Here is a 19237-nt window from a genome sequence, read left to right as displayed (position 1 = left end):
GTGCCGGAGCACGGCCCTGTGTGGAGCCCCGGGGTGTCCCGGCGCCTGCTCGCCCGCTACTACCTGCCGCAGCACCACACCACCCTCCAGGGCAATGCGTGCCGGCTGCTGCGCGACGGCGTGGAGGCCTACCCGGAGATGCTGGAGGCCATCCGCCGCGCGCGCCGCTCCATCCGCCTGGAGACGTACATGTTCGTCACCGACGCGGTGGGCGAGCTCTTCGGCCAGGCGCTGGCGGAGGCCGCCGAGCGCGGCGTGCACGTGAAGGTGCTCTACGACGCGGTGGGTTCTTGGACCAGCCGCCGGAGCTTCTTCGAGGGGCTGCGCCAGCGCGGCGTGGACGTGCGGGCCTTCAAACCCTTCAGCCTCCAGCGCGGGCTGCGCCACCTGCTGCGCCGGGACCACCGGAAGATTCTGGTGGTGGACGGCCAGGTGGCCTTCACGGGCGGGGTGAACATCGCGGCGCACTGGGCCCCGGAGGGGCAGGGCGTGGCCTGGCGCGACGACGTGCTGCGGATTGAAGGCCCGGCGGTGCACGAGCTGGAGCGGCGCTTCCTGGCCACGTGGCGGATGATGTTCCGGGACCGCCTGAGCCGCCTGCGCCGGCGCATCCGCGGCGGGGCCCAGGCCCTGAGGGCGCTGCCCCAGAAGGGCGACGTGGGACTGGCGGTGCTGTCCAGCCGGCGCAGCATCCACCGCGCGTATCTGCACGCCATCCAGCGCGCGCGCAAGAGCGTGCTCATCGCGGCGGGCTACTTCGTGCCGGACCGGCGCATGGTGGCGGCGCTCAAGGACGCGGCGAAGCGGGGCGTGGAGGTGAGCCTGCTGCTCAACGGGGGCAAGAGCGACCACCCGTTCCTCGAGCATGCGACGCGCGCCTTCTACGAGCCGCTGATGGACGCCGGCATCCGCATCTTCGAGTGGCGCCGGGGCGTGCTGCACGCCAAGACGGCCGTGGTGGACGGGGTGTGGGGCACCATCGGGTCGTTCAACCTGGAACGGTTGTCCCTGGCCTTCAACCACGAGGTGAACGCCGTCTTCGCGGACCCCCGGCTGGGGCGTGACCTGGAGGACTCGTTCCGTCTGGATTGTGGCAACTGCCGCGAGGTGGACCTGGCCGCCTTCCGCCGCCGTCCCCTCTGGCAGAAGGCCGTGGAGCGGGTGCTGTACTTCTTCCGCAAGGTGCTCTGAGCGGCCCCGTAGGCCCGGGGGCCAAGGCAACCGTCCACCGCCTTCAACGCGGTGCAGGAACCCTTTGCATGCCGGGGGGGACACGCCTAGAAGTTGCGTCATTCCGGCACGGAAGGACGGCAACGCACATGACGGACAGTTTCGGCACCAAGGCCCAGCTCAAGGTGGGCTCGGCGACCTACGACTATTTCAGCCTGGCCACGCTGGCGAAGGCGCACCCGGCGGTCAACCGCCTCCCGTTCTCGCTGAAGGTCCTGCTGGAGAACCTGCTGCGCAACGAGGACGGCCGCGTCGTCAAGCGCGAGCACATCGAGAAGATGCTCGCCTGGGACCCCAAGGCCACCCCGGAGACCGAAATCTCGTTCCACCCCGCGCGCGTCCTGCTCCAGGACTTCACCGGCGTGCCCGCCGTCGTGGACATGGCCGCCATGCGCGAGGCCCTGGCCTCCATGGGCGGCGACCCGGCGAAGATCAACCCGCGCAACCCGGCGGACCTGGTCATCGACCACTCGGTGCAGATTGATTCGTTCGCCACCACCGCGGCCTTCAAGGAGAACGCGGAGCTGGAGTTCGAGCGCAACCGCGAGCGCTACGCCTTCCTGCGCTGGGGCCAGAGCGCGTTCAAGGGCTTTGGCGTGGTGCCGCCGGACATCGGCATCTGCCACCAGGTGAACCTGGAGTTCCTGGCGCAGGTGACGTTCCGCCAGGGCAACACCGTGTACCCGGACACGCTGGTGGGCACGGACAGCCACACGACGATGATCAACGGCCTGGGCGTGGTGGGCTGGGGCGTGGGCGGCATCGAGGCGGAGGCGGCGCTGCTGGGCCAGCCCATCACGATGCTCATCCCGCAGGTGGTGGGCTTCAAGCTCACCGGCAGGCTGCCCGCGGGCGCCACGGCCACGGACCTGGTGCTCACCGTCACGCAGATGCTTCGCAAGAAGGGCGTCGTCGGCAAGTTCGTGGAGTTCTTCGGCGAGGGCCTGAAGGCGCTGTCGCTGCCGGACCGCGCCACCATCGCGAACATGGCCCCGGAGTACGGCGCCACCATCGGCTTCTTCCCGGTGGACGAGGAGAGCTGCAACTACCTGCGCTTCACCGGCCGCCCGGATGACGCGGTGGCGCTGACGGAGGCGTACGCCAAGGCGCAGGGCCTGTGGCTGAACGCCGGCGCGCCGGACCCCGTCTTCAGCGACACGCTGGAGCTGGACCTGGCCACCGTGGTGCCCAGCCTCGCCGGCCCCAAGCGTCCGCAGGACCGCGTGCCCCTCAAGGACATGAAGGCCGGCTACGAGAAGTCCCTGGTGGAGATGCTGGCCGCCGGCAAGAGCAAGGGCGAGGACGACGAGGGCCCCAAGGGCGGCGCCAAGGCCCCCGCGGCCCCGGTGGCCCCGGAGCGGCTGGCCCAGTCCGTCACCGTGAAGGCCGGCAAGCAGAGCTACCAGGTGGGCCACGGCGCGGTGGTCATCGCGTCCATCACCTCCTGCACCAACACGTCCAACCCGGCCGTGCTGGTGGCCGCGGGCATCCTGGCGAAGAAGGCCGTGGAGAAGGGCCTCAAGCCGCAGCCCTGGGTGAAGACGTCCCTGGCCCCGGGCAGCCGCGTGGTGACCGAGTACCTGCGCGACGCGGGCCTGTTGCCCTACCTGGAGGCCGTGGGCTTCCACGTCGTGGGCTACGGCTGCACCACCTGCATCGGCAACTCCGGCCCGCTGCCGGAGGCCGTGTCCAACGCGGTGGTGGAGGGTGACCTGGTGGTGGCGGCGGTGCTGTCCGGCAACCGCAACTTCGAGGGCCGCATCAACCCGCACGTGCGCATGAACTACCTGGCGAGCCCCCCGCTCGTGGTGGCGTACGCGCTGGCCGGTGAAGTGGGCCGCGACCTGGACAACGAGCCGCTGGGCACCGACCCGAACGGCCGCCCGGTGTTCCTCAAGGACATCTGGCCGTCCAACGAGGAGATCAAGGAGACCATCCGCACGGCCGTGAAGCCGGAGCAGTTCCGCAGCCAGTACGCGAACGCCATGGAAGGCGACACGCTCTGGCAGCAGCTGCAGGTGAGCAAGGGCTCCACGTTCAAGTGGGATGAGAAGTCCACCTACGTGCGCAAGCCGCCCTTCTTCGAGAACCTCCCGAAGGAGCCCAAGGCCGTCCAGGACATCAAGGGCGCGCGCGTGCTGGCGCTCCTGGGTGACTCCGTCACGACGGACCACATCTCGCCCGCGGGCAACATCGCGAAGACGAGCCCCGCCGCGAAGTACCTCATGGCGGAGGGCGTGGAGCCCAAGGACTTCAACTCCTACGGCGCGCGCCGCGGCAACCACGAGGTGATGGTGCGCGGCACCTTCGCCAACATCCGCCTGAGGAACCTGCTCGTCCCGGGCGTCGAGGGCGGCGTCACGGTGCACATCCCCACGCGTGAGCGGATGAGCATCTACGACGCGTCCATGAAGTACCAGGCGGACGGCACGCCGCTGGTGGTGCTGGCCGGCGCCGAGTACGGCACGGGCTCCAGCCGCGACTGGGCGGCCAAGGGCACGCAGCTGCTGGGCGTGAAGGCGGTCATCGCCAAGAGCTTCGAGCGCATCCACCGCTCCAACCTCGTGGGCATGGGCGTGCTGCCCCTGCAGTTCGAGGCGGGCCAGGACGCGCAGTCGCTGGGCCTCACCGGCCACGAGACGTTCGAGATCACCGGCATCGCGGAGGGGCTGGCGCCGCAGAAGAAGCTCACCGTGAAGGCCACCGGTGAGAAGGGCCCCATCGAGTTCACGGCGGTGTGCCGCATCGACACGCCGAACGAGCTCGACTACTACCGCAACGGCGGCATCCTCCAGTACGTGCTCCGCCAGCTGGCCAAGGCGTAAAGGCGCGTCACGTTGGAGTCGCGGCCCGGCCGCCCTCGCTTCACGGGAGGGTCGCCGGGCCGTCGTCTTTTCCTACTCCGCGCGCAGGCGCGTCCAGGCGGCCACGTAGCGCGACAGGCGCTCGGCGTCCTTGGGCGTCACGTCCTTCAGCCGGCGCACGTCCATGTTGTCCTCCAGGTCCGCCAGCTTCACGCGGCGGGCCAGGGGGTGGGGGCGCAGCCTTTCGATGAAGGCCTCGTAGCTTTCGCCCTCGCGCTTCGTCAGGCAGTCCAGCGCGGAGAGCACGTCCTCCGGGTAGCCCAGGCCGCGCAGGCGCTCCAGCGTGTAGGGCGTGTCCTCCACCACGTCATGGAGGATGGCCGCGGTGCGCTCCGCGTCCGACGACAGGCGCAGCATCACGCGCAGCGGGTGGAGGATGTAGGGCTGTCCTGCCTTGTCGCGCTGACCCTGGTGCGCGGCCACCGCCAGGGCGATGGCGTCTTCGAGCGTGGGCATGGGCGGAAGCTTCGCACGCCTTCGGGGACGACGGCGGACGACGGCTCAACGGTTGAGGTTGCCGGAGCCCGTGCCGCCCGCGGACTGGGCCGTGTAGGCCTGGCCGCCGCCGTTGTACTGGAGGATGCCCTCCACCGCGAGCGCGTTGGGGTCCAGCTTGTTGGTGTCCCCCCGGCGCGGAATCAGCGTCTCGCTGATGCAGATGGCGCCCACCACCACCTGCTGATCATTGTCGCGGTTCCACTCCGGGGCGAGCGGCTTGAACTCGTCCTCGTTGTCCCGGATGTAGAGGTACACGTCGTCCTTGCCGTCGCCGTCCAGGTCCGCGAACAGCGCGGGGTTGACCGCCTTGATGGCCGTGCGGCCCAGCGCGGTGCGCGGGTCCGCGGGAGACGCGTTGGTGGGCGAGCGGATGGGGTCGTAGACGGACGGCGCGCTCAGGAAGGTGTTCCACTTCCCATAATTGCGGCCGAAGTAGCCGCGCGCCAGCTGCAGGCCGCTCTCCGCGCAGCCCTGCCGCTGGCCCGCTCGGGCGAAGGTGACCGCGCGCGTGCGCTCGCTGCTGGCGTAGGCCATGACGCCCGCCACCAGCCCCAGGAGCACGGTGACGAGCAGCACGACGAGCAGCAGCGTGGCGCCGCGAGCGGGACGGTGGGACGAAGGGCGCGGGGGCATGGCGGTGGGCCTCATGAAGGACGGACTCACAGGCTGGCCGAGGCCAGGTTGGGCAGCTCCGCCCGGCGCGAGAAGAGGCTGCGGAAGTAGCCGTCCGCGGCGCCCGGGGCCGGGGTGTGGTTCTCCACCGTGAGGGGCAGATCCTCGGAGAGCACGGCCTCGCTGCGGTTGTCTCGCCGGGGCGTGCGGCCGGTGGCCACCACGCTGACGCGCACCGAGCGCAGGCCCGGCGTGAACTCGGGCTTGAGGCCGTTCTGGAAGTCGTACCTGGTGGGGTCTCCGGTGTTCGCGGCGTCCAGGCCGAAGGCCACCTGGAAGTCCTCCACGTAGTCCTGCACCACCACCGGGTCGCCCATGTCCACGAAGGGACGGCCGGACACGTCGTTGCCGGGCCGGCCCTCCGCGCGCATCAGCGCCTTGCGGCCGTTGTTCACGTTCGTCCCGATGAAGAAGTGCAGGAGGCGCACCGGGTACACCAGGTCGCCCTTCTGGAAGCCGCCCTTGTGGGGCGCGTTGGAGAAGCCCGGCACGCCGGTCTCCAGGTAGTTCACCGTGGCCGTGGGCGGCGTGCTCGTCACGGACGTCTGGGTGAGCAGCGCGGCGCTCTTCATGTTGCTGGCCACCATCATGGGGGTCGCGGGCGGCGCGCCGCTGGGCGCGCCCACGCAGTTGACCTCCAGGGCGCCCGTGCCCGGCTTCACCACCGTCATCGCCGCGCCCGGCGCGCAGTCGCGGCCCAGGTAGTTGCGGTCCGGCACCACCAGCCACAGGTCGTCGCTGCCGTCGGTGGCGGGCAGGTTGCCCGTCGTGGTGGAGGCGAGCACGCCCGCGCTCGCGCCGTCCCCGCCGAAGACGGGGTTGATGCGCTGGGGCGCCCCGCTGGAGACCACCCAGAGGCCCTCGGACATGCCCGCGCCGGCCTGGCGCACGGCCGACAGCAGCGTCTCTCCGGCGAGCCGCGCGTTGTCATGGCTGTCCGCCACGTGCTCCGTGTTGTGCACCACGCGCCCGCCCGCCATCAGCAGGGCCGTGGCCGCCGCCAGGATGATGGTGGCGAGCGCCGCGGCCACCATCGTCTCCAGGAGCGTCATGCCGCGCGGCTTCATAGGACGAACACCTCACTGTGCACGATGGCGCGCTCCACGCTGTCGTTCTTGCGGTACGCGCGCGTCCAGAAGGTGAAGGGCAGGGCGCCCGCGGGCACCATCGCCTGGGCCGCGGGCGGCAGGTCCTTGGGCAGGCCCTTCGTCACCAGGATTTCGCGGCAGTAGACGTCCTTGGGCAGCAGCGAGTCCGGCGTGGAGGCCAGGCAGGGCGTGCCGGCGGGCACGTCCAGCGCCGGCTCCACCTGGCCCGTGGGGCGCACGCGGAAGTAGGCGCCGGTGCCCACGTCGCCCGCCTGCGGCGCGCTGGGGTCCAGCTGCCAGGGCGCAGTGCCCAGGCCCAGCTCCGGCGGGAAGAGGGCGGGCCGGGTGATGGCCTGCGCCGCCAGGTCCGCCTTGGACGCCAGCCACAGCCGCTGCACGCGCGCCTCCAGCAGCATGCGCCGGCCCTGGAGCACCTGGCCGTCCTTCACGTCGCGGGTGGCGGCCACCATGCCCATCACCGCGCCCACCGCGGCCAGCGACAGGAGGGCCATGGAGATGAGGACCTCCAGGATGCCGCTGCCCCGCCGCGAGGCGGAGCGAGGAAGGGTTCTCATTCGAGCAACCTCTGGCTCCAGTTGAGGAGCTGGTAGAGCACGCCGTTGTCGCCGTCCACGGAGAGCGCCCTGTCGGGGCTGGAGGGGCCGGTGCCGCTCCCGTTTTCGATGCGCGCGACGCGCAGGGCGCTCACCTCCGCGCCCACCACGTAGTCCGTGGACGTGCCGCCGTTGTCGCGGTGGTAGACGGCCACGCCGCCGTAGTTGGCCAGCGTCGCGCCGCTCATGGGCCGGATGTCCGCCTGCGTGGACGGCGTGCTGCCCAGGTCGACGCTGTACGTGTGGCCCCGGACGGAGGCGCTCAGCATCATGGGGTCGTTCACGGACTGCTCCGCGGTGCTGAAGTAGGCGGTGCGCCCGGCGATGGTGATGTTGCCGTAGACGTGCTCCGGCGCGGGGAAGATGAGCGGGAAGGGCGAAGGCTCCTGGAGCACGCCGTAGCTGACGGACTCCGTGTGGGCCACGTTCGCTCCAATGGACGTGCCGTCCAGCCGCTTGCCGTCCACGCCCAGGGGCAGCCGCAGGCCGGCGTCCAGCATGAGCGCGTGGAAGCGGCCGCCCACGGTGTCCGGCACCCAGTCCATGCCGGCGGTGCCCACCAGGGCCACCACCTTGCCCTTGAAGTTGCCGAAGGCGGACGTGTCGGACGCGTCGCGCGGGATGCGCGCCAGGCCCACGTTGGTGCTGATGGGCTGGCTGGTGACGGGCAGATTGCCGATGTTCATCGCCGTGTACTTGCAGGGCGTGGCGTCCGTGCACGCGGGGCCCATGCGCGACACGTTGACGTTCATGCCGGTGGACGCGTCCAGCTCCCAGAGCCGGCCCTCCATGTCACCTACGTAGAGGCGCGCGGCTCCGCTCGAGTCCTGCGACACGGTGGGCGCGGCGGGCGCGCTGTTGTCCACGCTGCTGCTGTACGCCTGCTGCCACTGCCACAGCTTCTGGCCGGTGGCCACGTCGATGGCGAACACCTGCACGCCCTTGGCCGGCGAGCCCGGCGAGCCCGTCACCGGCGGCGCGCCGGAGCTGCTGGAGGCGACGAAGACGGCGTACACGGGCTCCAGGCCCAGCCGGCCCACGCCCACGGACAGGCCACGCGAGCCGCCCAGGCCGCTGTAGTCATACAGGCCGCTCGGCTGACGGCCGGGGTCCGAGCGCGGCGGCAGCAGGAAGAGGCTGGTGTCCTCGTCCCAGGTGTACGTCCAGTCCGTGCCGCCCAGGCTCCGGTCCGCCAGCGACACCGCGGAGTGCGGCGCGCTGGACGTGGCGTAGTGGCTGCCCACGATGTGCCACAGCAGCACGGGCTTGAGCGGGTTCGTGACGTCCAGGGCGAACAGGTCGCGCCCCGTCTGGCCCACGTTGGCGACGAGCACGGTGTGCCATTCCCGGCGGCCGGTGCCCACGAAGTCCGCGAACACGTCGAAGACGGCGGGCGCGCTGTTCACCCGCGCGGTGTTGTTGCGCAGGCCCGCCAGCTGCGTGGCCGGCAGGAAGCTCCACAGCTCCGTGCCCGGCTGGGGCAGGTTGCCGGTGCGGAAGCGCTGGGCGAAGTCCGTCTTGAAGCGCGCGCTGGCGTCCGGGTTGGGGAAGCCCAGGTTCTCCACGGGGCCGTCGTAGCGCGCGCCGCCGGAGACGTAGAAGGCGTGCACCTGGCCGTCCAGGCCCGCAGCGTAGGCCACCGTGGGGCGGGCCGCGCCGCGGTCCGGGATGTGCGGGCTGGCCGTGGCCACCACGGGCGAGGAGTGGATGAAGCCGCCCAGGTGCGCCTTGTTGTCCGCCGCGTCGTTGTTGCACTGGGTGAGGGTGGGCTCCAGGATGGGCGTCTCGCTGGCGCCGTCGCGGCCGGACTGCGTGGCGTAGCAGAAGCCGCGCACCCGCTGGAGCATCATCGCCACCGCGTTGAAGTCCGTGTACAGCGCCAGCTTGTTGATGATCTCGTTGGCGATGCCGAAGTCCGTGCCGCCCAGCTGCGGCGAGTACTGCGTCGCCTGCTGCAGGTCGCAGATGCCGTCCGGGCCCTTCACGAAGTCGTAGCGGAAGGTGCCGTCGCGCGAGGTGGCGCGGCTGAGCTTCAGCACGTCCACGCAGCCGGTGTTGGGCGTGGCGGTGTAGTTGCGGTTGATGCGCGTGCCGGAGACCTCCTCCGGCTGCCAGCCCACCTGCAGCACCCCGTGCGGCGCGGCGCGGCCGGCGCCCAGCGGCGGGTTCTCCGTCACCTCGCCGCCGAAGTAGGTGAAGAGGTTGCGGTCGCCGGGCGCGGGCATGCGCGCGTCCGCGTTCCACAGGGTGCCGTCCGACAGCGAGTTCTCCCCGGTGGACAGCGCGTCCCCGCCAATGAGCGAGTGCGCGCGCAGCGTGCCCGGGTAGTAGGGGAACACCCAGTGCGAGCCCTGCGCGGGCGTGTACGTGTCCGCGCCGGGCGGGTAGCCCGTCACCGCGTTGTAGGACGTCTTGAGCAACAGGGCGCGCGAGCCGTTGGTGTCGCTGCCGTTGGTGTCGTCCAGCGCGACGGGGGCGGACACGGTGCGCTCGCTCTGCAGCGGTTCGCTGCCCAGGTTGAGCAGCGTGTTGAGCACGATGCGCGTGCCCGCGACGCTCCCCTTGAAGTCGTGGCCCGCCAGGTAGACGACGGTCGCCTTCTGCGGATCATTGTCCTTCTGGTTGAAGGAGAAGAAGTCGTGGCCGCGCTGGGCGTTCGCCGCCACCTGCGCCGGGTTGTCGTACTGGTCGCCGGGGGCGTACTCCTTCCAGCTCACCGCCAGCCGCCGCACGCCGTTCTTGTACGTCGTGCGGTAGTTCTCCGTGTGGCCCGCCACGTTGTTGAAGCGGAAGTCCCCCAGCTGGGAGAAGGGGTCGCCCGGGTTGGGGTAGAGGATGCAGGCGGGGCGGGGCGAGGACTCGTTGCGGTAGTCCGGGTCCGTGCAGTTGCGGCCGTCCCAGCTGGCGCCGCCGGAGAGCGCGTTCTTCTGGAAGGTGCCGTCGCCCTGGAAGCGCGCGGACGGCACCATCGTGCCGTCGGGGCGCTCGGTGTGCTCATAGGACCAGATGCTGGCGCACTCGGCGAACAGGCCGTTGCCGCGCTGGTTGGTGAAGTACGCGATGTTGTTGAGGACGTTCTCCGCCTGGTTGACGGCGCCGTCGCCGTTGGAGCGGTACTCCAGGCGGGTGCTGTTGCCAATCTCCCAGTGCGGCGCCCAGAACACGCGGTAGCGCGGGCGCTGGGTGACGGGGTCCACGGCGTTGAGCAGGCCGTGGGGGTAGGCCGACGTGGAGATGAGGTCCGCGTTGGCGTGGAGCGCGTCGTAGATGAGGCCGGGCCGTCCGCCGTTGAGGGTGCAGCCGCTGGTGGTGCCCTGGGGGCAGCCGCCCGCGCCCGGGAAGTCCAGGCCCGCGTTGCGCAGGTAGTCGTCCAGCATGCCGCCCTTCACGTAGGACGGGTCGCGGGTGTTGTGGTCATCCCGGTCCAGCAGGGCAATCTTCGGAGGCACCCGGTTCAGGCGCCGGCCGATGGGCGCGTTGAACTCGATGGTGGCCTGGTGCATGCGCACGTAGAAGCAGCCGCTGTTGTTGGTGAACGTGTCGCAGTTGCACGTCGTGCGGAACTTCTTCGGCGCGTCCGCCCCGGCGGAGGAGTTCAGGAAGTCGAGCGCGTTCTTCGCGTCCTTCGCGTCGATGATGAACGCGCCGCCCATGTACTGCACGTCGCGGAAGCCGCTGGCGCTGTTGAGCGTCGCCTGCGCGAAGTTGGGCCGCGCCTGGCCCGGGGTGGTGGCGAAGTTCTCCACGTCGCCTTCCGGGAACAGGCCGCTGGAGGGCAGCGCCTCCAGGGGCGGCACCGGCACGACGGGCGCCGCGTCCGCGCGGGAGATGTGGAAGTCGCAGCCGTCGTTCCAGGCCGGGTCGTTCCACCGGCCGTTGTTGGGCGAGGGCGGCAGGTGCTTGTTCGTGGGCACGCAGCGGTTGGGGGACCGCTTCGTGTCGTCGATGGCCAGGTACACCGTCACCGGGTGGTTGGCGTTGAAGCCGCCCGCCTCGTTGGACTGCAACAGGCGCCACACCAGGCCGTAGGCCGACAGGCTTCCGCAGCCCTGCTGGAAGGTGGCCTGCTCCGGGATGATGAGCGCGCCCTGGCTGAAGGTGACGATGTCCGTCGCGGATGCCGGCAGCGCCGTCAGCAGCGCCAGGCCCAGCAGGATTCGCCGCGTCGCGGAAACTCTGGAGGAGATGGGAGCCAAGGGTTCACCGGGGGTAGGGGACCAAGCGACCCCCTTGGGGTCAGGGGTCACCCCGGTGTGTGCACGCGGTGTGCCCTGACGTGGGAGCACGCGTGTGCGGGGAGGGCTCTGGAAAGAAACCGTGTGGCTGTGGGCAAGCGGCGTCAGCAGCTACGCAAAGCTTGCGAGGTCCGCATGTCGTGCATAGCGGTGGCGGACGCCGGGGCGCCCGCTAGTCGCCCAGCCTGCCGCCGCGGCCGGCCTTCTTCTCGGAGGTGCGCTTCTTGTCCTCCAGGCGCCTGCGCTTGGAGCCCTGGGTGGGCCGGGTGGCCTTGCGGACCTTGGGGACGAAGGTGAGGGCCTGCAGGCCCGCGCGCAGGCGGCGCACGGCGGCGTCCTTGTTCTGGGACTGGCTGCGGCGCTCGGTGGCGGTGACGGACAGCTCCGTGGGCGGGTGGCTGAGGCGCACGCCGCTGGCGGTGGTGTTGCGGTGCTGGCCGCCGGGCCCGGAGGCGATGAAGAACTCCACGTCGCAGACCTTCAGCAGGGCCTCGTCGTCCAGGGCGAGCGCCTCCCGGGCGGCCTGGCGTCGTGCGGGAGCGGTGGGAGTGGTCGGCGGCGTCATGGTGGCGTTCCCTCAAGTTAGCGCCGCCGAGACGCCGCCGGTACCCCGCGCCTGACGGGGGACCCCTGACTTCAGTTGAAGTTCAGGTTGAACGTGAAGCCCGTCTTGGCGATGCGATTGAGCTCATCGACGGCCACGAGCTTCACCACGTAGGGCAGCACGGAGAGGGAGCGGTCCGTGGTGACGCGCACCTGCGCGGTGGTTTCGCCCGGGGCCAGCGTGACGGGCTCGATGCCGAGCCGGGTGGTGCTGCTGGGGGTCTCCATCTTCAGGGTGAGCGGGCCGGTGAAGCCCTCCGCGCGCGTCACCGTCACCGTCACCTGAGCGGACTGGCCGGCGAAGAGGTTCACCTGGCGGGGCTCCACGGCGATGGAGAAGGCCTCGTTGGGCTCGGGCGGCTCCAGGATGACCAGGGAGATGTTGCCCCGGGCGGTGACGTTGTTGGCGGGGTCCTCCGCCACCAGCTGCAGCGCGTTCACGCCGTAGGACGTGACGCCGCGGGAGACGGTGATGGTGGCGGTGCTGCGGGCAATGGTCTCTCCCTCGGGGAGGGAGAAGTCCGGGCCGAAGGTGACGCCGTCGGGGAGGATGGACGGGCGCACGCGCACCTCGCCCAGGTTGTCCGCGATGCGCTGGATGGCGACGTCATAGGGCACGGAGTCGCCGGGCGCGGCGGTGACGGTGTCCTCGCCTCCCCAGTCCAGGTGGTAGTAGGGCGTGTCGCCGCCACAGCCCAGGGCCAGCGCGCAGGCGAGGACGGCGAGACGGGGGAGGAAACGCGGCATGGGGGCTCCAGGGGTGGCGAAGCGAAGGTTGAGCATGGAGCGGGGGCGCGAGGACCCGCAAGCGGCTCCGGGGAAGACGGGCGTCAGCGGAACAACGAACAGGCCGCGAGATAAGTCCCGACGTGGGCCTCCAGGGACGGCGCCAGGGGCCTCGCGTAGCCGCCGCCCAGCGTGAGCACCACGGGGAGTCCGCGCTCCTTCGCCGCGCGCAGGACGCGCAGGTCGCGCTCGCGCAGCCCCGCGTGGGTGAGCGACAGCCGGCCCAGGGTGTCCTCCTCCAGCGGATCCACGCCCGCCTGGAAGAAGAGCAGGTCCGCGTGCGCGGACTCCAGGACGTGGGGCAGGTGCGCGTCCAGCGTGGCCAGGTACTCCGCGTCCCCCACGCCGTCCTCCAGCCCCAGGTCCAGGTGCGAGGGCTGCTTGCGGAAGGGGAAGTTGTGCTCGCCGTGCATGGAGAAGGTGAAGACGGACGGGTCCCCCGCGAAGACGGCCGCGGTGCCGTTGCCCTGGTGCACGTCCAGGTCCACCACCACCGCGCGGCGGATGGCGCCCTCCGCCTGGAGGACGCGGATGGCCACGGCGATGTCGTTGAAGACACAGAAGCCCTCCCCGTGGTCCGGGAAGGCGTGGTGCGTGCCGCCGGCCAGGTTCGCGCCGAAGCCGTCCTCCAATGCGGCCCGGGCGGCGGCCAGGGTGCCGCCCACGGACGCTCTCGCGTTGTCCACCAGCCTCAAGGACCACGGGAAGCCCAGCCGGCGCAGCTCCGCGTCCGTGAGGCCGCCGCCGAAGAAGGCATCCAGGTAGCGCGCGGTGTGGACGCGCTCCAGCTCATGGCGCTCCGCGCGGGGGGCCTCGTGGAAGGCGGAGGCGGGGAGGATGCCGCGCTCGAGCAGGATTTCGCGCAGCAGGCGGTACTTCGCCATGGGGAAGCGGTGCCCGTCGGGCAGGGGGACCAGGTACCGGTCGATGTGGAAGACGCGCACGGACCCGGGGCGTAACGCCCGCTCCGGAAGGCCGCAACCGGGGGCGTAGAACTTCCGGAAGGCCTGTCCGTTACAGGAGCAGGCGGCGCGAGAAAGCCCGCCTTGCGAAGTCCGTCTCCCGGAGCCCAAGCCATGAACCTGAAGCCCCTCTCGCGGGCCGTCCTGACGGCCGCGCTCGCCACCGGTCTGTCCGCCACCTCCGCCTGGGCCGTCACGCCCGTCAGCGCGCCGTCCGCGAAGGCGAAGCCCGCCGACACGCAGCAGCCCTCCGTGAAGGGCGAGCCCCAGAAGCCCACGCAGGCACAGGGCCAGGACGTGCAGTCGCAGGCCCAGGGCCCCCGGCCTGAAATCGAGGTGGCCTTCGTGCTGGACACGACGGGGTCGATGGGCGGCCTGCTGGAGGGCGCGAAGCAGAAGATCTTCTCCATCGCGTCGCGCATCTCGAAGGGCAAGCCCACGCCGCACCTGAAGGTCGCGCTGGTGGCCTACCGCGACCAGGGCGACGCGTACGTGACGAAGCGCTTCGACCTGAGCGACGACATGGACTCCATATTCGCGGAGCTGCGCAAGCTGGACGCGAACGGAGGCGGGGACGCCCCCGAGCACGTGGGCCGCGGCCTGGGCGAGGCCGTGTCGCTGCTCAAGTGGAGCCAGGACCGCGAGGTGATGAAGGTCATCTTCCTGGTGGGGGACGCGCCCCCCGCCCAGCGCGAGGCCGCCTGGGACTTCAAGCTCTGGTCCAAGCGCGCGAAGGAGCGCCACATCGTGGTGAACACGGTGCGCTGCGGCTCGGACTCGGACACGGAAGTGTCCTGGCGCTACGTGGCGAAGCTGACGGACGGCACGTTCGACTCCATCGACTCATCGGGCGGCATGGTGGCGGTGGCCACGCCCTATGACGCGGAGCTGTCGCGCGTGAACGCGGAGCTCGCGTCGAAGACGCTCTACGGCGGCCGCGCGGAGGCCCGCGCCATGAACGTCGCCCGCGCGGAGGCGACCAAGGGCATGGCCGCGGAGGCCGTCGCGGACCGCATCAGCTACATGAAGACGAGCCGGGGCGCGGGCAAGAGCGCCCCCAGCGCCGGGGCGGTGAGCAGCGCGCCCGCGGCCATCGCGGGCGGCGTGGACCTGCTGGAGAAGCCCGCCGCGCTGGACACGCTCAAGGACGACGAGCTGCCCCAGGAGCTCAAGGGCCTCAAGAAGGAGGAGCAGGCCGCGAAGGTGAAGCAGCTGTCCGCCGAGCGCAAGGCGCTGGAGGAGAAGGTCGCGAAGCTGGCCACCGAGCGCGACCAGTGGCTCACGAAGAACGCCCCCGCGAAGGAGGACGCCTTCGACGCCAACGTCATGAAGAGCGTGAAGACGCAGGCCGCGAAGTTCGGCGTGACGTACTGAAGCGCTACTCGCGCGTCACCGCCCGCAGGACAATCTCCCGGCGCTGCTCCAGCAGGCGCATCGCCAGGGGGCGCGTCCCCAGGTAGACGCCGAAGTGGAGCAGGGCGCACCCGAGGATGAAGGCCACGGACTGCCAGCCGGGTCCGTCCTTCCCCGCGGCCCGCAGCGCATGCCCAAACGGCATGCAGCCCACGCTGGCCGCGAGGATGCCCAGCATGGACGCGGTGAGGGGGATGCGGTCGCGGCGCTTCAGGCTCGCGTGGAACTTCACCGGGAAGTACAGCGACAGGAAGTTGCCCGCGGCCAGCAGCATGGGCAGCACCGCCGCCACCGCGGCCATGGCGCACAGGAAGTCCACGAGCGAGCCCGTGCCGAAGTACACGCGGTAGAAGGCGCCCACCAGGAGCGCCATCCCCAGCGCGGCCACGCCCTGCACGCGGTTCTTCGCGCGCAGCACGTCCGCCAGGTTCATGGGCGCGGCCAGGAACACCGCGAAGCCGTGGCCGTCATACGCGAAGGTGTTCTGCGAGAACGTGGACGCGATGACCACCGCGCCATAGATGCTCAGGCCGCCCATCACCCACGCGTCCGCGCTGCCGCCCAAGAGGTACACGAAGAGATCCCTGCCGGAGAGCAGCTTCAGCAGGATGGCCAGGATGAAGGGCACCGACGCCAAGAGCCGCGCGCGCGGGTTGCGCCACAGGTCCAGCACCTCGCGACGCAGGAGGGTGTCGAAGCGCGACTTCGTGGTGGCGAACGGGTCGCTGTCCTTGCCGTCCCCCCGGTCTCCGCCGGAGCGGCCTCCCGCCTGCCGGTGGAAGCGCATCAGGAGCGCGTACGCCACGCCCATGCCCAGGGCGGTGAAGAACAGCAGGCCAAAGGCCTCCAGCATCGCGATGCCCACGCGCCCGTGCGCCAGCTGTCCCAGCCCGTCGCCGAAGAAGCCCGGCGGCACCTGGCTGAGCGCCACCGCCGCGTTGATGATGAGGCTCATGTCCAGCGCGCCCACGCCCGCCTCGCCCACGCTGGTGAGCCACGACGTGTCGATGGGCGGGATGAACGACGCGGCCACGAGGAAGGCCACCATGCCGCCGCCCATGATGCGCGCGCTGTGCTTCTCCCTCAGCACGTTGATGACCGTGTAGAGGCCCACGCGGCTCCACGCCGCGCAGAAGAGCGCGAACAGCACGTAGAGCACCGCCGCCAGCCACGGCGAGGCCAGCCGGTGGCGCGACGCATAGCCCACCGCCGCGCCCGTGAGGGGCGCGTAGAACACCAGGGCGCGCGGCTCGAAGAGGCTCGCCACCGTGGAGCCCATCAGCAGGCGGAACGGCGAGATGGGGAACGCGGCGTAGCGCGACAGCTCCGAGTGGTCATCCACGCCCGCGGACAACAGCGGCCACGTCACCCAGGTGGCGGCGGTGACGAAGCACAGCAGGTTGAGGATGAAGTACGGCCACACGTTGCTGTGCACGATGAGCGGCAGCCGCATCAGCTTGAAGAAGCTCAGGCCCAGCAGCACGCCCGGCGCGCTGGAGCCCACGAACGCGGCCACCGCGAGCAGGCGGCTCTTCCCCGGGCCCTGGTTGAGGCCCAGGTGCAGGCGCAGGCCCCAGAGCAGCAGGAGGTGCTGGAAGAAGCCGGGGACGGCCGGACGCGGGCGGCTCACGCGGACTCCCGGCGCAGCGGCATCACGTCCGCCGAGGGCTCGCCATAGAACGACAGCTTCGCGTTGCGCGCGGCCGGCACGGCGATCAGCTTCTCGAACACCGCCTCCAGCGTGGACACGCCGTGGCGCTGGCGCAGCGCCTCCACCGGGCCCTGATCCAGCATGCGCCCGCCCCGGATGACGCCCGCGTGCGTGGCCAGCCGCTCGGCGATCTCCAGCACGTGCGTGGTGAGCAGCAGCGTCACGCCCCGGCGGGACAGCTCGCGCAACAGCTCGCGGATGACGCCCGCGGCCAGCACGTCGATGCCCTCGAAGGGCTCATCCAGCAGCACCAGCTCCGGCGCGTGGATGAGCGCCGCGGCGATGGCCAGCCTGCGCCGCATGCCCTTGGAGTACTCCGCCACCAGCGCGCCCGCCTTGTACGTGAGCTCCGTCAGCTCCAGGAGCTCCACCGCGCGCGACGCGGCCTCCGCGCCGTCCAGCCCGTACATGCGCGCGCAGAAGGTGAGGTACTGGCGGCCGGTGAGGCGCTCGAAGAGGCTCAGCTCCTCCGGCACCACGCCCACGCGCTGCTTCACCTCCAGGGGCTTCGCCACGGCGTCCACGCCGAGCATGCGGATGGTGCCCTGGTCGGGCCCGTACACGCCCGTGAGCAGCGCGATGGAGGTGGACTTGCCGGCGCCGTTGGGGCCGAGGAACGCGTAGAAGGCGCCCCGGGGAATTTGAAGCTCCAGGCCGTCCAGCGCGGTGAAGGTGCCGAAGCGCTTGACGAGGCCGCGAGCGTCGATGGCCAGCTCGGCCGGTTCTGCGGAGGAGGGGGGCGTCATGAAGGACGCCATCACACCATGTCCCGTGGGGCTGCCCACAATCCTCGGGTTGACGGATGGTGCGGCCCGCCGGGCGCTTCCCGGCTCAGTGCACCATGGCCACCTCCGGCGGCCCGACGATCTGCTGCACGGTGGTGCGCACCTTGTCCAGGTCCACCGGCTTGGAGATGTAGCCGGCGGCGCCCACCAGCTCCGCCTCCCACTCGAAGCCGTAGCCGGAGATGATGATGATGGGCAGGTTGCGCGCCCTCGGCATCTTCTTGAGCGCGTCCAGCAGGCCCCAGCCGCTCATGACGGGCATGCGCAGGTCCAGGAGCACGGCGCCCGGGATGTCGTCCTCCAGAAGGTCCAGCGCCTCGCGGCCGTTCTTGGCCTCGATGGTGGCATAGCCCATCTCCTGGAGGGCATCGCAGATGAGCGTGCGGTGACTCGCGTCGTCGTCGACGACCAGGATGAAGTTCGACATGGGCTTGAGCCTCTGGAGTGGCGGCGTCTGCTTGGGGACCGCGATTCTATGGGGTCGAAGATGGGAATGCCCCTTCCATTGCGGAAGGGCCTTCGTTTCTTTTCAACACTCCGCGTAGAGCGACAGCGCATTTGTTCCCAGCACTCCCGCGAGCGCGGCCTCGTCCAGCCCCAGCCCGGCCAGCGCCCGCAGCTCCCGGTCCCACGCATAGGGGATGTTGGGGAAGTCCGTCCCATAGAGGATGCGCTCGGGCCGGATCTCCAGCGCCTTCCTGGGCAGGGGCACGGGGAAGTAGCCGCCCACCGCCATGGTGGTGTCCAGCCAGAGCGTGTCATGGCGCTCCAGGAGGCGGGCGTACGCGTCGAACTCGTCCGCCCCCAGGTGCGGCACGCACAGCTTGAGCGTGGGATGATCCTTCAGCACGCGCTCCACGCGCTCCGCGGCGCACAGCTGGTACGGATCCACCGGATACCGGGCGCTGGACGGCTCCCGCCCCGAGTGCATCACGAGCGGCTTGCCCGCCCGGGCGCACGCTTCGTAGAGCTCATGCAGCTGGGGCGCGTCCGGGGCGAAGGCCTGCACGTGACAGTGCAGCTTCACGCCCTTGAGCCCCAGGGCGAACGCCTCCTCCAGGATGCCCACGGCGCCGGGCTCGCCCGGGTACACGGTGCCAAGCCCGATGACGCGGGGCTCGGCCTTGGCTACCTCCGCCACGAAGGCGTTGAGGGCGCGCGCCATGCCCGGCTTGTGGGCGTAGTGCAGGGCGACCACGCGCTCCACGCCCCGGGAGAGGAGGAAGGACACCACCTGGGGTGTGTGCAGCTTGTAGCGGATGGGCCAGCCGTAGCGGTCGAACCAGCGCCACACCGCCTCGAAGACGCGCTCCGGGAACAGGTGCACGTGCGCATCCACGACGGGCGGCAGGCCGGGGTCCACGCGGGGCCCCTCCTCGTCCGCCAGCGCGGGCATGGGCATCTGGATGCCCAGCTCCCGCCACGTCGCCGCCGGGGACGACGCCAGGCACGGCACCGGCGCGTCGGCGTCGTCGTGCGCGTGCGCCGTCATCCGCCCGTGCCAGGGCCGCCGGAGGACTTCTTCGCCTCGTCGTCCTCGTCCAGGTCCAGGCGTCGCAGGTAGCTGTTGTGCGCGTAGCCCTGGCGCTCCAGCCGCTGCGCCTCGATGGCGTCCGCGACCTTCGAGCACACCTGGCCGAGCATGCGCAGGGACTCGGCGATCAGCCGCTCCGCGTGATCCTGCGCGTTGGCGGACGGAATGATGGGACGGTCGCGTCGGAACGGCAGGGGCAACTTCATCCGCTGGAATCTAAGGGATGCCTCCGCCCCGTGCCA

General features: G+C 70.9%; 16 protein-coding genes. 3 read left to right on the top strand and 13 right to left on the bottom strand.

The features are described from left to right. Both D7X55_RS17250 and acnA read left to right on the top strand, forming a co-directional pair. The coding region (locus D7X55_RS17250; protein ID WP_233609895.1) for a phosphatidylserine/phosphatidylglycerophosphate/cardiolipin synthase family protein at window positions 1-1191 on the top strand (1191 nt) is incomplete at its 5' end. 128 nt (window positions 1192-1319) lie between these two features. Beyond that, window positions 1320-4055 carry an aconitate hydratase AcnA gene (gene acnA, locus D7X55_RS17245; protein WP_120550285.1) on the top strand — a complete coding sequence of 912 codons (2736 nt, stop codon included), beginning with the start codon at window positions 1320-1322 and terminating at the stop codon, window positions 4053-4055. A gap of 72 nt (window positions 4056-4127) precedes the next feature. Here acnA and D7X55_RS17240 read toward each other — a convergent pair whose 3' ends face one another. The 8 genes from D7X55_RS17240 to D7X55_RS17205 all read right to left on the bottom strand — a co-directional run bounded on the left by D7X55_RS17240 (window position 4128) and on the right by D7X55_RS17205 (window position 13534). Beyond that, window positions 4128-4550 carry an HD domain-containing protein gene (locus tag D7X55_RS17240; protein WP_120550284.1) on the bottom strand — a complete coding sequence of 141 codons (423 nt, stop codon included), beginning with the start codon at window positions 4548-4550 and terminating at the stop codon, window positions 4128-4130. A 45-nt stretch (window positions 4551-4595) separates the two neighbouring features. Further along, complete coding sequence (locus D7X55_RS17235) at window positions 4596-5225, bottom strand: hypothetical protein (RefSeq protein WP_121723623.1); 630 nt, start codon at window positions 5223-5225, stop codon at window positions 4596-4598. Window positions 5226-5251: 26 nt separating this feature from the next. Further along, entirely contained in the window at window positions 5252-6331 is a 1080-nt protein-coding gene (locus D7X55_RS17230; RefSeq protein WP_121723622.1) for a PilW family protein, read from the bottom strand. Further along, on the bottom strand, window positions 6328-6927 hold the full coding sequence (locus tag D7X55_RS17225; RefSeq protein ID WP_121723621.1) for a type II secretion system protein: 600 nt from the start codon (window positions 6925-6927) through the stop codon (window positions 6328-6330). Before D7X55_RS17225 ends, D7X55_RS17230 begins: the two co-directional genes overlap by 4 nt. Further along, on the bottom strand, window positions 6924-11162 hold the full coding sequence (locus D7X55_RS17220; protein WP_121723620.1) for a hypothetical protein: 4239 nt from the start codon (window positions 11160-11162) through the stop codon (window positions 6924-6926). Before D7X55_RS17220 ends, D7X55_RS17225 begins: the two co-directional genes overlap by 4 nt. 211 nt (window positions 11163-11373) lie before the next feature. After that, a complete protein-coding gene (locus tag D7X55_RS17215; protein WP_120550279.1) occupies window positions 11374-11766 on the bottom strand; it encodes a peptide chain release factor-like protein in 393 nt (130 codons plus the stop codon). 71 nt (window positions 11767-11837) lie between these two features. After that, window positions 11838-12551 (bottom strand): hypothetical protein, encoded by a 714-nt coding sequence (locus tag D7X55_RS17210; RefSeq protein WP_120550278.1) that lies wholly within the window; start codon window positions 12549-12551, stop codon window positions 11838-11840. 83 nt (window positions 12552-12634) lie between these two features. Further along, window positions 12635-13534 (bottom strand): histone deacetylase, encoded by a 900-nt coding sequence (locus D7X55_RS17205; protein ID WP_120550277.1) that lies wholly within the window; start codon window positions 13532-13534, stop codon window positions 12635-12637. A gap of 132 nt (window positions 13535-13666) precedes the next feature. Between D7X55_RS17205 and D7X55_RS17200 the strand changes: the two genes are divergently transcribed. Next, the gene (locus D7X55_RS17200; RefSeq protein ID WP_121723619.1) at window positions 13667-14926 is read left to right on the top strand and encodes a VWA domain-containing protein; all 1260 of its coding nucleotides are present in this window, start codon (window positions 13667-13669) and stop codon (window positions 14924-14926) included. A 4-nt stretch (window positions 14927-14930) separates the two neighbouring features. Here D7X55_RS17200 and D7X55_RS17195 read toward each other — a convergent pair whose 3' ends face one another. The 5 genes from D7X55_RS17195 to D7X55_RS17175 form a co-directional block, all read right to left on the bottom strand. After that, window positions 14931-16595, bottom strand: coding sequence for a hypothetical protein (locus D7X55_RS17195; RefSeq protein ID WP_121723618.1), 1665 nt, complete (start codon window positions 16593-16595; stop codon window positions 14931-14933). Further along, a complete protein-coding gene (locus tag D7X55_RS17190) occupies window positions 16592-17422 on the bottom strand; it encodes an ABC transporter ATP-binding protein (protein WP_120550294.1) in 831 nt (276 codons plus the stop codon). Before D7X55_RS17190 ends, D7X55_RS17195 begins: the two co-directional genes overlap by 4 nt. 85 nt (window positions 17423-17507) lie before the next feature. After that, the gene (locus D7X55_RS17185; RefSeq protein ID WP_014394116.1) at window positions 17508-17888 is read right to left on the bottom strand and encodes a response regulator; all 381 of its coding nucleotides are present in this window, start codon (window positions 17886-17888) and stop codon (window positions 17508-17510) included. Window positions 17889-17990: 102 nt separating this feature from the next. Continuing rightward, the gene (locus tag D7X55_RS17180) at window positions 17991-18953 is read right to left on the bottom strand and encodes an amidohydrolase family protein (protein ID WP_121723617.1); all 963 of its coding nucleotides are present in this window, start codon (window positions 18951-18953) and stop codon (window positions 17991-17993) included. Then, entirely contained in the window at window positions 18950-19201 is a 252-nt protein-coding gene (locus D7X55_RS17175; RefSeq protein ID WP_120550273.1) for a hypothetical protein, read from the bottom strand. Before D7X55_RS17175 ends, D7X55_RS17180 begins: the two co-directional genes overlap by 4 nt. Between the last annotated feature and the right edge of the window lie 36 nt (window positions 19202-19237).

The organism is Corallococcus sp. AB049A (assembly GCF_003668885.1).
Classification (GTDB): Bacteria; Myxococcota; Myxococcia; order Myxococcales; family Myxococcaceae; genus Corallococcus; species Corallococcus interemptor.
This window is presented reverse-complemented; position numbering and strand designations above follow the sequence as displayed.

Bases quoted from the DNA above. Each gene is read 5' to 3' on its own strand.
- acnA (WP_120550285.1), top strand. From the start codon at position 1,320: ATGACGGACAGTTTCGGCACCAAGGCCCAGCTCAAGGTGGGCTCGGCG.
- D7X55_RS17240 (WP_120550284.1), bottom strand. From the start codon at position 4,550: ATGCCCACGCTCGAAGACGCCATCGCCCTGGCGGTGGCCGCGCACCAG.
- D7X55_RS17235 (WP_121723623.1), bottom strand. From the start codon at position 5,225: ATGCCCCCGCGCCCTTCGTCCCACCGTCCCGCTCGCGGCGCCACGCTG.
- D7X55_RS17230 (WP_121723622.1), bottom strand. From the start codon at position 6,331: ATGAAGCCGCGCGGCATGACGCTCCTGGAGACGATGGTGGCCGCGGCG.
- D7X55_RS17225 (WP_121723621.1), bottom strand. From the start codon at position 6,927: ATGAGAACCCTTCCTCGCTCCGCCTCGCGGCGGGGCAGCGGCATCCTG.
- D7X55_RS17215 (WP_120550279.1), bottom strand. From the start codon at position 11,766: ATGACGCCGCCGACCACTCCCACCGCTCCCGCACGACGCCAGGCCGCC.
- D7X55_RS17210 (WP_120550278.1), bottom strand. From the start codon at position 12,551: ATGCCGCGTTTCCTCCCCCGTCTCGCCGTCCTCGCCTGCGCGCTGGCC.
- D7X55_RS17200 (WP_121723619.1), top strand. From the start codon at position 13,667: ATGAACCTGAAGCCCCTCTCGCGGGCCGTCCTGACGGCCGCGCTCGCC.
- D7X55_RS17190 (WP_120550294.1), bottom strand. From the start codon at position 17,422: ATGACGCCCCCCTCCTCCGCAGAACCGGCCGAGCTGGCCATCGACGCT.
- D7X55_RS17185 (WP_014394116.1), bottom strand. From the start codon at position 17,888: ATGTCGAACTTCATCCTGGTCGTCGACGACGACGCGAGTCACCGCACG.
- D7X55_RS17180 (WP_121723617.1), bottom strand. From the start codon at position 18,953: ATGACGGCGCACGCGCACGACGACGCCGACGCGCCGGTGCCGTGCCTG.
- D7X55_RS17175 (WP_120550273.1), bottom strand. From the start codon at position 19,201: ATGAAGTTGCCCCTGCCGTTCCGACGCGACCGTCCCATCATTCCGTCC.